10 protein-coding genes are annotated in these 12,443 nt (G+C 37.2%); all 10 read right to left on the bottom strand.

The window, feature by feature from the left end; translation table 11 throughout:
• Positions 1-52 precede the first annotated feature (52 nt).
• On the bottom strand, positions 53-1,291 hold the full coding sequence (locus tag ASG14_RS06505) for a carboxypeptidase-like regulatory domain-containing protein (RefSeq protein WP_056870164.1): 1,239 nt from the start codon (positions 1,289-1,291) through the stop codon (positions 53-55).
• Positions 1,292-1,373: 82 nt separating this feature from the next.
• Positions 1,374-2,612 (bottom strand): carboxypeptidase-like regulatory domain-containing protein, encoded by a 1,239-nt coding sequence (locus ASG14_RS06510; protein WP_056870165.1) that lies wholly within the window; start codon positions 2,610-2,612, stop codon positions 1,374-1,376.
• Between the two features lie 42 nt (positions 2,613-2,654).
• Positions 2,655-4,307, bottom strand: a complete 1,653-nt coding sequence (gene recN, locus ASG14_RS06515; protein ID WP_056870166.1) for a DNA repair protein RecN — start codon at positions 4,305-4,307, stop codon at positions 2,655-2,657.
• 100 nt (positions 4,308-4,407) lie between these two features.
• Positions 4,408-6,435 (bottom strand): M56 family metallopeptidase, encoded by a 2,028-nt coding sequence (locus ASG14_RS06520; RefSeq protein WP_056870167.1) that lies wholly within the window; start codon positions 6,433-6,435, stop codon positions 4,408-4,410.
• A 1-nt stretch (position 6,436) separates the two neighbouring features.
• Entirely contained in the window at positions 6,437-6,817 is a 381-nt protein-coding gene (locus ASG14_RS06525) for a BlaI/MecI/CopY family transcriptional regulator (RefSeq protein ID WP_056870168.1), read from the bottom strand.
• Between the two features lie 392 nt (positions 6,818-7,209).
• Entirely contained in the window at positions 7,210-8,313 is a 1,104-nt protein-coding gene (locus tag ASG14_RS06530) for a TlpA disulfide reductase family protein (protein WP_056870169.1), read from the bottom strand.
• Positions 8,314-8,345: 32 nt separating this feature from the next.
• On the bottom strand, positions 8,346-9,239 hold the full coding sequence (locus ASG14_RS06535) for a DUF4835 family protein (protein WP_056870275.1): 894 nt from the start codon (positions 9,237-9,239) through the stop codon (positions 8,346-8,348).
• Complete coding sequence (gene coaBC, locus ASG14_RS06540) at positions 9,236-10,432, bottom strand: bifunctional phosphopantothenoylcysteine decarboxylase/phosphopantothenate--cysteine ligase CoaBC (protein WP_056870170.1); 1,197 nt, start codon at positions 10,430-10,432, stop codon at positions 9,236-9,238. Before coaBC ends, ASG14_RS06535 begins: the two co-directional genes overlap by 4 nt.
• A gap of 19 nt (positions 10,433-10,451) precedes the next feature.
• The gene (locus tag ASG14_RS06545) at positions 10,452-10,778 is read right to left on the bottom strand and encodes a DNA-directed RNA polymerase subunit omega (RefSeq protein WP_056094546.1); all 327 of its coding nucleotides are present in this window, start codon (positions 10,776-10,778) and stop codon (positions 10,452-10,454) included.
• Between the two features lie 3 nt (positions 10,779-10,781).
• A complete protein-coding gene (locus ASG14_RS06550; RefSeq protein WP_056870171.1) occupies positions 10,782-11,717 on the bottom strand; it encodes an outer membrane protein assembly factor BamD in 936 nt (311 codons plus the stop codon).
• Positions 11,718-12,443: the final 726 nt, after the last annotated feature.

Consider the following 12,443-nt stretch of genomic DNA (forward strand, 5'->3'; position numbering starts at 1 on the left):
GCTAATATTATTAGTATTTTTATTTATGTTTTTGAATTATGTGGAAAATAAATTATTTTTTCACGATCGGAATATAATCCATTGGCACCATATCGCCAATTTTTTCATAAGCCCAATAACCTTCGAAAAGCATGGAGCGTGCATCATAAATGCCGCCGTTTGCGTAAAACCTAACCGGGTCTGGCGTTGTGTGGTTCACAACCGAAATTTCATTTTCGGGTACATCCATTGGCCTAAAAACCCAAAATCCGGTGTTTGAGTAAGCCAGTGATTCTTTCTCTTTTGTATATTGAATACAGAGCGCATCGGTATAATTTATCCACTTCAGGTTATTATTGTAATCGTGCACCAGGGTATCCGGATTTACTTCAGCACGACTGAATTTATCTATATACCTTGGCATCTCTTTTTGTTTCGTCCAGAAATCAAGCAAGCCAACATCAATTTTTCCCGCAACTTTTCTTATCCCAGTTTTTTCAGGCAGGGTTCTAATTTGAGTTAAATTCTGGTTAATTACCTCTTCAGGATAGCGGTTTGGGTTAGGTATTTTAATGATTTTGTTTATCAGAAAACCTTCTTCTTTACTTCGACCTTCGTATAACGACCTGAAAAAATGCTGCGATGAGCCGTAATATGCAATTTCCCTAGCATCAATATATTTCTTCTTTTTAGCTGCTGATGCTTTTAATTCCTCGAAGAAAGGATGTCCTGAAAAATATATTATCCTCGTGCGGCTGTTATATTCAAAATAATCGAGCATATATTTAAGTCTGTACCCCAAAGCCTTATTTTCCACAATTAAGAATTCTGTGGTTTTAACAGTAAGCAGACTTTTTGTAACATCAAAATCAACATTTAGAACCTGAGGATTTAGAATTTTACACTGTTTAGAATTTGGGGTTATACCTATAAAATACTCGGTAAACTGCTTGATATATTTGGCACGATTCGGGTCTGCTTTTATCGTTACCTCGTTAAGTTGAACAGTGTTTTCATTCAGAAGTAAATCTAGTTGGATGGATTTATCTGAAATAATAACACTTTTCGAGAAGGGTAGGTAGCCAACCATTTGCACCAGCAGATCGTAACTTCCGGGCTTTAGGTTTGGCAGCGAAAAATTTCCATTATTATCTGCGACAGTCGCGATTTTGTAACCACTTAAATATACACCTGCGCCAGGTAAACCGCCTTGCTTATCTTTCACTTTGCCGCTAATGGAGAAAGTGTTCTGACTGAAAGCAATGAAACCAAAAAAGATGAAAAACAAAGACAGGATGGCGCTTTTGATCATAAGAGCGAATGTAACCAAATCGGATAATAAATGTAAAACTGACTTGCTATTTTAACAATTTTAACATTATAATACGATTAAATTATTTCTTCGGCGTGTTTGGAACATAATCTAACGGGACGCTATCTGCAATTTTTTCCCAGCTCCAGTAACCTTGATAAAGCATAGACCGAGGATTGTAAGTGCCACCATTTTCATAAAAATAAACCGGGGCAACTAAAAGATTGATTAGCGAAACCTGATAATCGGGCATATCCATAGGGCGGGAAATCGACATTCCAATTTGGTTTGCATAAGTGGGTGCCTCCCTTTCTTTATTGTAAATAACGTAAAGGATGTCTGTAAAATTCATTCCCTTAATGCTCTCGTTATATTTTTTAACCAAAGTATCTGGTAAAACTTCCTTCGTACTTAAAAAAGATATTTCTTTGGGTTTATTTTTCTGCTTTAACCAGTAGCTTAACGAGTCGCTGCCTCCAAGCGTAATGTTTAATTTATTTGATGAGCCCAAAGCCAAACTTCTAAATTGTTTTATCTTTGAAGTGATCACGCTATCTGATGGTCGTGTTTTGTCGAGCTGTTTTATCAATTTATTTATAACAAAACCTTCTTTCATTGAGGTTCCTTTATACAAACTGTTAAAAAAATGTTGAGTAGAACCGTTGTAGGCAACCTCTCGCTTAGCAGCCCAGCGTTTCATTTGTCCTTTGCCTCCCTTTAAATCCTCATAATAAGGATAGCCCTCATAATAAATAATACGCGTTTTATTGTCAAACTCAAAATTGTTCAACTGGTATTTAATCCTGTATCCTAAAGCCTTATTTTCGATGATAAGAAACTGATTTGTTTTCACTGTAAGCTTAGAATCATCGTTGCTGTAATCGATAATTAATACATTTGGATTGATAAGTTTGCACTGCAAGGCATTTGGCGTGGTCCCGATGAAGAAATCGGTAAACATTCTGATGTAACCTTCGCGATTGGGATCTGGTTTAACCGTTACTTCATTTAATTGCAACGCATCTTCTTGTAGCGTAAAGTTTGTTGCCAGGCTTTTATCGCTAATAATTATGTTTTGGTTTAATGCTTTATAGCCAATCAGCTGAACAAGAATATCATAATTGCCAGGTTTCAAATTCAGTTTGAAATTGCCATTGTTGTCTGCAACCGTAGCGACTTTGTAACCACTAACATATACTCCTGCGCCGGGCAACGATTCGCCTTTTTTGTCCTTAACCACGCCCGATAACGTAAAAGTTTGCTGTGCAAAAGATAGCCCTGAAAGGCAAAGCAATAAACAAAGAGATAACAATTGTTTCATACTCAAATATAAACTAAATAATTAGTTTATAATGTAAAAACATTATCGCAATAATTCTTTTGCGTTCTCAATCGCCGATATTCCAGGATTCTTACCGCTTAACATTTCAGCAATTACGCCAACCCGTTCTTCCTCATTTAATTTTCGAATACCGGTGGTTGTCTTTTTACCGTCTTCATTTTTATGCACAAAATAGTGCGATTTCCCTTTTGCAGCAATTTGCGGTAAATGCGTGATAGAAATCACTTGCATGTTGTTCCCTAAATCTGCAATTACTTCACCAACTTTCAATGCAGTCTCACCCGATATCCCGGTGTCAATTTCATCGAAAATGATGGTTGGGAGGGAAGTATGTTTCGCTAACAACGCTTTAATGGCGAGCATTAACCTCGATAATTCGCCACCAGATGCAACTTTATTTACCGGCGCCGGAGCCTGGCCTGCATTTGCCGTAAAAAGCAAACTAATCTCATCTAAACCATCGCTGTTTAGTTCAGTAACCGCCGTTTGAGCTAAAACCAATTTTGCATTTGGCATTCCAACTCTTTTTAGAGTATTTGCTGTTTGTTCTTCTACCAGCTTAATTGCTTTCTTTCGATTAGCACTAAGCTGCAAGGCTTGTTTAGTGAGTTCATTCTTAAGCTGTTCATTTTGCTTTTGCAGCAGCTCAATATTTTCATCCGACGATAGCAGTTGATTCAGGTCTCTTTCCAGCTCTTCTTTAATGATTAGGAGTGCCTGATTATCTGCGACCCGGTGTTTCTGCTGCAAAGAATAGAACAGATCTAACCTCTGGTTTACGATTTCAAGACGTTCTGCACTATGTAAGGTATTTTCTTCAATTGCCGAAGTTTCGTCAGCTATATCCTTTATCTCGATTATTGAAGAGCGCAGTCTTTCAAACAAGGTATTTATCGACGAATCGAACTTTTCGATGCCTTGAAATTGTATCTGTGCTTCTTTGAGCAATTGCAGGGCAGATGGTTCACTCTCCGTTAGTAAGCCAGAAGCAGTTAGTAAGGCCCGTTTTATGGTTTCAGCATGCGTTAATCTTTCGAGTTCTTGTTCCAGCTCTTCCTGCTCGCCTTCTTTAATGTTTGCTTGTTCCAATTCATTAAAGAGAAATTGCTCATAATCCTGCCTGCTTCTTGCTTCGTCTGCATCGCTAATTAATTTTTTTAGTCGCGAAACTTCCGACTTTAGTTTTTTAAAGCCGTTTCTATAATCGAGCAAAAGCGAATTGTGATTTGAAAGTGAATCAACAATTAACAACTGGAAATCGGAATCGTTAATTTCCTGCGTAGCATGTTGCGAGTGAATGTCAATTAGTTTCTCGCCAATTTGCTTTAGCAAGGTTAGGTTAACTGGTGTGTCGTTTATAAATGAACGCGATTTGCCATCGATAGATATTTCCCGGCGTAAACTGGTTTCGTTAAAAAAATCTAAATCATTTTCTTCAAAAATCGTTTTCAGGTTTTCATCCGCCAGCAAAAATGTGCCTTCTATAATGCACTTTTTGTCTTGACTGAAAAAATATTTGCTTTCCGCCCGTTGACCTAAAATAAGCGAAAGTGCACCTAAAATGATTGATTTACCCGCACCAGTCTCGCCCGTTATAATGTTCAAACCCTCGTCAAATTCTATATCGAGGCTATCTATTAATGCGTAATTACGTATTGAAAGTTTCTGTAGCATACCATTGCGAAAATACTAAAAAGTTATTTTAACATCAGCTATAAAAGCAAAACGGCGAAGATTAATCTTCACCGTTTTACTTAGTATAATTTGGTTGGTTTTATTGTTCAGGCTTTTCAGTAGATTCTGGTTTTTCCTTCCGCTCAGCTATTTCCTTTTTTTTCATTTTCTCTTCAAGCTCTTTAACTTGTTTCTCGAATTTCTCCTTTAGCTTTTTGTATTCTTCGGTGTTTCGTACCGTGTTTTTTCCTTCAAGATATAAAATATTATCTTTCCCTGATCTAATCGAATATGCCTCTGTATTATCTCCGAAGGCCGAATCTGTTGCATCACCTTCATTTCCTGATTTAAGCCTCTTGATGTCTTTAGTTGAAAGAATCCTTAGTTTAATTTCCTTATCCAAGTTTTCAATATTCGGCAAGTTTGCGGTAAGTTCGCCAACGCTTCGCCACTTTCTTTGCTCCTCAATGGAATTAAACTTCTTCGACATTTCCTCGCCCATTTTTCTCCATTTTGCCTGCGCTTCTGGTGATGAGTATTGTTTCGTAACATCTTCACCAAATTTTCTCCATTTTGCCTGCGCTTCTGGTGATGAGTATTCTTTGGCGATATCCTCGCCAAATTTTTTCCATTTTGCCTGCGCTTCTGGTGATGAGTATTCTTTGGCAACATCTTCGCCGAACTTTTGCCATTTTGCCTGGGCTTCTGGTGATGAATATTGTTTAGCAACATCTTCACCAAACTTTTTCCATTTTGCTTGGGCTTCTGGTGATGAATATTGTTTAGCAACATCTTCACCAAACTTTTTCCATTTTGCCTGCGCTGCTGGTGAAGAAAAATCGCGATATATTTTTGCCCTCAACAAGGAATCTTTAAATTTAAATGCTGAATCGCTTTTGAAAATCATTGCCCTCCGGCCACCAAAAAGTTCATCTACGTAAATATCTTTTCTCAAGCTATCCGGCATTTCTTTAATGGAATTATACTCTGTTTTCTTTCCATTGGCATCAATTGTCACAATTCTTATTTTGTGCTTTTTAGTCGTATCCAGGTAAACTACAGCATGTTTATCGGCTGTTGCGTTTAGCTGAAGCGCATGGTTATTCAAAGGTTTTTTTGTTACACTTTTATCTTTAGCCGGATTAATCCATGCTACTGAAAATAAGCAGGCAATGCCTAATGTTAGGGCTGCCATTTGCTGCTTGGCATTTAAATAGTTCGTTTTCATATTGGTTATTCGTTTAATACGTTGATATAAATTTTGCGTCTTGCCGGTTGCTGCTAATGAATAAGCTGGACTGCTTTTGTCTTTTAAGAGCTCCAGCTTTAGCAAAGCATGGGCGTAATTAAGTGGTTTGCCTGTAACTTTCAGCACTAAATCATCGCATGCATGCTCGCGTTCAATGTGGATAAACCTTCCCGCCAGCCAAACAAATGGATTGTAAAAAAGAAGCGTTTCAATGGCCGTTTTAATCAGGTTCAAAAGGAAATCATTCCGTCTTATGTGCGATAGTTCATGTATCAAAATCGCTTCAACCTGTTCATTGTCCAGTTGATTTACAAGCGCAACCGGAAACAAAACAATTGGTTTCAAATAACCAATTACCAAAGGAACGTTTACCAGCTCCGAAATATGAAACTGAATTGCCTTATTAAGTTTTAGATTTCCGGTAACGTTTTCAAATATTAGTTTCCAGCTTTCTGGAATATTACTAAGTCCGTTTCTTTTAAATTTTGAAAGCTGACTATAGCCTTTAGTTATTACAAACAATTGAAGGGTTATACCCACAAGGTAAAAAACAACGATTAGCGGAAAATACTGTTCAACCTTACTGCTTAAACTTTGCGGAACGTTGGTAAAATATTGATAAGTTGCGGGGGAGGCAGCGTTGTTTATACTTGCATTTCCAACTTTAAATTTCGATAAATGATCAATAAAATTATATACAAAACAACCAAACATTAACACAATAGCGCCGAAAGCAATATTATGTTTATGCCTTGCAGCCATTTTAGGTATGCCCAACATGATGATAAACAAAGCGCCGTAAATTAATGCACTTTGCCATAGCGAATTCACAATGCTCCACCCGAAGGCTTTAATAAATTGTTGTACCAGAGTTTCCATATTAGTTGTTTTTTTCTAATTTTTCTAAATACTTTTTTATTTCCTCTATCTCATCCGCACTTGCGCTGTGGTTGCCTAAGGCTTGCATCACCAATCTTGCGGCCGAACCGTTAAAAACATTGTCAATCATCTTATTTACCAATTGTTTTTCGGTCTTATCCTGATTCACAACGGCCTTATAAATGTGTGTTTTTTGATTGGTGTCTCTCTCTACCATTCCTTTTTCGTGCATTATCTGCATTAACTTAAGGGTAGTGGTATAGCCCGAATCCTTTTTATCCAAAGCTTCGTGCACTTCCCGAACCGTGCAAAGCCCTTTTTGCCACAGCACTTGCAGGATTTCCATTTCGCCTTCAGTTGGTTTGATGTTGTTGTTACTCATATGTTACAGATGTACGAACTATTTCGTATTCAAATGTACGAAGATATTCGTATTGACAAAATATTTTAACATTTTTTTTTTAATGAGAACCTATAATGTTGCTAAAGAACATTGTTTTATCAACAATGTTGCATGTAATTTTCGGCAATTATCTGGGAGAGGAGAGGGTTTAAGAAACTGCTCTAAGTTGATTAATTAATTACCAAGCGACAGTTATCTGTCTCATCGATTTTATTAGTGGGTAGAAGCGCAAAACCTGTGGTTCTTTTTTAACCTCCTTCCCGCCAATACTACAATCTTTTGGTTAGGGTTTCTGCAAAGGGTTAAGGTGTTGTAACCAAAAGTATTTTCGTGTTTGTCGGGGCTAATTAGTTAAGTAAATTACATTTAGGTTACTTAGAATCTAATAGCGAAGCCAGCATATCACGTAAATCTTTGCCCTTAATATCTTTGGCAATAATTTTACCATCAGGGTCAATTAATACATTTGATGGTATCGTCGTAACACCATAAAGTTTAGCCGCTTCATTTTCTTTTTTAAGATCCGAAACTTGCATCCACGGAAGTTTATCTTGCTTAATTGCATTCAGCCATTTCGTTTTATCTACATCAATAGATACACTTAAAACAGTGAAATTTTTGGAATTGTATTGCTTATAAAGATTTAAAATATTTGGATTTTCCGCTCTGCAAGGAGCGCACCATGATGCCCAAAAGTCGACAAGAACATACCTACCTTTGTAAGAAGAGAGTTTAATTGGCTTTACATTTATGTCATTTTGAATAAAATCCTTTGCGGGCATGCCTATTGAAATTTTTCTGCCTTCAATAATCCGTCTGGTTATTTCTTTGCCTTCTGGCCTTTCCTTAAGTACGGTGCTTAGCTTTGTAAAACTTTGTTCTACCTGTGGCAAAAATTTGGATGAACGGGCCATACTCCCCAAAGTAAGGAGACTTACATAAGAATCCGGGTGCTTAGCTATAAAGTTAAATTGAATAGGAAATGTATCATAATATGCAGCTTCTAATTTTGTTTTGTTCAAATTTAGCAATGCTGTATCTTTCAATTCCTTATTAGTATCGTCTAGTTTTTTTATTTGCTTATTAATAGGATCTAATACTTTAAGGAGTTCTGCATAATCATTATTTGATGGTGTTCCAGAAATAATCGAGTTACTCAAGGTATCGGCAGAGTTTAGCATAATTTCGCCTGCCTCAATGTAAATACTAAAAGAATCAAATAGCTCTTCAGCATATTTAGGATTGTTGTTTCTGGATAAATAGCCTCTTACTATTGTGTTAATGCTTCCCTTAAATTCGAATGTAGCCTTATTCACTAAAGTAGAATCATCAACTATCTGACCATTTTGTCTGTAGCTTAAAAAGATTTTATCACCATCTTTAAAACCTTTTCCAAAGCCACGAATAGTGAAAGATGATTGAGCAAATAAACTTAATGGAAGAAGGCAAATCGTAAGTAACAAAAACTTTTTCATCCTCCAAGAGATTATAAGTGTTGCAACAAGAATTAGTTCTGTTTTAAACCCTCGTATTTTCCAATATTTGCCGGGTCTATTTCTGCTAACAGATTATAAGCCTTCATGCGCTCCTGCGTATTTAACTTGGCAAGAACATTGGTAATTTCTTCAGCTTTAGATGCAAAATAAACATTCGGGAAAATAGAGCCCAGCTTTTGTTTGTCCATTTGTTGAAGTGCAGAGAGCGCATTAACAATCGGCATTAATCCTTTGTCATTGTCGGTTAACTGATCTAAACCAGCAGAATGATAACTGTAGATGAAACTCCTTAATTCACCAAATATTGGATTTAGCGCATTTTCATTGAACCAGAAACGATTGCGCAATCCATCCGCTGCTCTCCATCCCGAATTGCCCGACGCCTGGGCCAGATTGATTATATTCTGTGCTTTTTTAAAATAAGCTGTTCCGCCCAGTTTGCTAAAACTATCCTTATCTAAACCAATAATGGTATAAGCGTAGTAGGAGAGAAGCGCACTGATATTGGAAATATAATTCTGGTCCGAAAAATCAATAACTGACCCATCATTAAAAGAAAAGTCGAAGTTTTTGTCACTCATATTCAGCAGCGTACTGTTGTATGTGCTGTTAAAAACCGGCCTGCTGCTTTGAATCTGCGCTTCCGCGGTATATCCGGAACCGCCATCCCATGAGTTTATGGTGATAACGAAATTGCAGTCTATCCGTTCCTGGGGTTTGTAGGTTTCGTTGGTAAACTTGTTGTTGTTTAAAAAATCGCGAATCGTTTTTTGTAAAGCATCCAGTGTTGGTTTACTAATGTTCGATACCTGTGGAGCCAATAACTGTACTCTTGCATTTAACTCCTGCGCCTGGATTTTTCCAAGGCCAAGTACCAGTAATAAACAAACAATTCTTTTTATCATTTTAATATTTTTAAAATCGCCTTGCATATGTCTTTAGCAACTTCAGTTTTCGACTTCATCTCAAAAACCGTCTTCTGCAAAGCCTTGTTAAAAATAGTAATTTTATTCGTATCAGATTTAAAACCAGCACCTTTATCATTCAAAGAATTTAGAACTATCAAATCCAGATTTTTCTTCTCCAGCTTGCCCTTCGCGTAATTTTCTTCATCATTGGTTTCTAAAGCGAAGCCCACTAAAATTTGATTTCCTTTCTTCCGCATACCCAGTGCAGCCAGTATATCGGTGGTTTTTTCTAATTCTAATACAAAATCGCTGTCTTGTTTTTTTATTTTCTGGCTCGCAACAAACTTTGGCCGGTAATCTGCAACAGCAGCGCACATAACGGTAATGTCTGTAGTTTCAAAAATTGCCGAGCAGGCTTTAAACATCTCTTCAGCACTTACAACGTCAATTCGTTTATAGCTTTCAACACCATTATTAACTGTCGGACCGGCAACTAAAGTTACATCGGCGCCCAATCTTACCAACTCATCTGCTATAGCAAAACCCATTTTCCCAGAGGAATGATTTCCGATAAAACGAACGGGATCTATTGCTTCATAAGTTGGTCCGGCGGTAACCATAGCTTTTTTACCAAAGAGTGGCATCGATTTCTTAATCGCATTCTCCAGGAAGCGAACAATTTCTTCAGGCTCTGCCATACGCCCTTCGCCAACTAACCCGCTAGCCAGTTCGCCGCTGCCCGGAGCAATAACAGTATTCCCAAAGCCCGTAATTCGCTGTATGTTTTGCTGCGTGCTTTCGTGCTTCCACATGTCCAAATCCATTGCAGGCGCAACATAAACCTTACATTTTGCAGAAAGATAAACAGCAGTTAAAAGATTATCGCAAATCCCTGTAGAAAGCTTTGCCAATGTATTTGCACTAATTGGGGCAATGATTATTAAATCTGCCCAAAGTCCAAGTTCTACATGGTTGCTCCACACGCCTGTCTCTTCCTCAAAATACTGGGTGTAAACGGGGTTTTTAGAAAGGGTTGCAAGGGTAAGTGGCGTAATGAAGTTAGCGCCATCGGGGGTAAGAATAACCTTAACGTTTGCACCTGCTTTTACCAGTAGCCGAACTAAAAATGCCGACTTATATGCTGCAATGCTGCCGCAAACGCCAAGGATTATGTTTTTATTTTTGAGCATGGTTTGTGCCCTATGCTAATTATTTTTGCTCCTTAGCAGGATTTCTATGGTAAATTTTTTCATTCAAAAATTCATCAATAGCAACTAAAACAGGCTTAGGCATACGCTCATAATGCTTGCTGATTTCGATTTGCTCACGATTCTCAAAAATTTCTTCTAAATTATCGTTACTCGAAGCAAATTCTGCCAATTTACCATGCAATTCTTCTTTCATGTTATTAGAAATCTGATTTGCTCTTTTAGCAATAACAACTAACGATTCATATAAGTTATCAGTAGTTTTATCTAAATCGTGTACATTTCTCGTAACCGTAGTATTTGGTACAGCAGGTTTGTTAGTATTCATGTGTTACTTGTTTTTAATATCTGTGGTGTTGTTAACTTTCGTGGTATCTTTTATTTTGCCGGTTCTTTTGAGCATTTCCATATACTTCGCTTGTTCGGCTGCAAAGGTAGCCATTTCTTGCTTATTAAATGCTATGCCTGCGTCAATATCAGATTTTAACCTTTTAGCCTCATCAGTAAACTTACTTTTTGGATAATTTTCCGTAAACTCATTATATAAGTCGGTTGCCTCATTGTATCTGTCTTGCTGGCGAACCGGAACACTATTCCTAGCATACATATATTGAGATTTTATCATAAGGAAATCCATTTCCTCTGCATACTTAATATCCGGGTAATCTCTCTGAGCGTTCTTTAAAGCAATAACGGCTGCACGATAGTTGTCTGCATTACTTGGCCCGGTAGTTAAATACATTTTAGCGTTCTCAAAAACCTTATCTTCAAGCTTGCCTCTTAATACTGTAATGTACTTAGCAGCAGCTGCGGCACGTTCGCTCGTTGGGTATAAGTTTATAAACAACTGTAAGGCATCAATCGCCTTATATGTATTCTCCTGGTCTAATGAAAAAACAGGCGATTCTAAGTAGTAACAATAGGCAGCCATGTAACGTGCCTCTTCTGCATCCTTACTTGCAGGGTAGGTATCTGCAAAACTTTTAAACTGGTACCTGGCAGTTGTGTAATCCTGTAACTTATACAAGGTATTGGCATAATAAAAATTTAAGCCTTCAGCTTCCTCTCTACCACGATATTTTTGCGATAAATCCTCGAAAAGTACTAGTGCCTTACTATAACTTCTGCTGTTATACAATCTAATACCTTCCTGATATTTCTTTTTTACATCATTACTTGCCCTTAACTTTTCAAAACGGCTTTTACACCCTGCCATACCAATAGCAGCAACAAATACTAATACAATTATGTGTTTAACTTTAAACATTCTGCAAAGATAATTAATAATACGATAACATCAATAAAAACAATTGGCGCTAAGCTATACAAAGCAATTGAGTAGTAAATAGGAGTTAACAATTTTTAACATCTATAAATTTTTTAGAAAAGCAGGTTCTGTACGGCTATTATTGTCAATCCCGCCCTCCATTTCAAATCCTCGCTTCGTTCCTCAGCTTGCGGGTTTTCCATTAGGTTCGGGTTTAGTTAACCTTAGCCCATGTTCCAAACAACCATTTCTCCAGGCAGGCTTATATATATACATGTATTATTTAACTCACTATATATAATGAGCCGTTCACCAAATCAAGTGCTAATGTAAGGTATTAAGCAGTGCCGAGGTACCCAAACACCTATCTGTTAAAAAAGTTCTGAACTTCATTAAATTTTTTCTTGTTGATTTTAAATAAGTTAAGTGGGCAATACCGAATATTTCATGCTATGGTTTTGTGTAGAGGGATTTTTTTTCTACTTTTGCAACCCGCTTCGGAGGAAGGGAAAAGGTTGAAAGGATGAGGGAAAAGAGCTTGAAATTATTTTAAAATATTTCTTGCGGGTGAGGAAAAAGTGATTACCTTTGCAACCCTGTTCGGAAGGAACGGGAAAGAATGAAAAGCTGGGTTWAGGGATTTGAAAGGGCTGAAAAAATAAAAAATATTTTATTTGGAAGTTAAAAAAAGATTCTTACCTTTGCACTCCCAACGATAACGAAGGG

Origin of the sequence: Pedobacter sp. Leaf194, assembly GCF_001423945.1 — a bacterium.
In the GTDB taxonomy this organism is placed as follows: Bacteria; Bacteroidota; Bacteroidia; order Sphingobacteriales; family Sphingobacteriaceae; genus Pedobacter.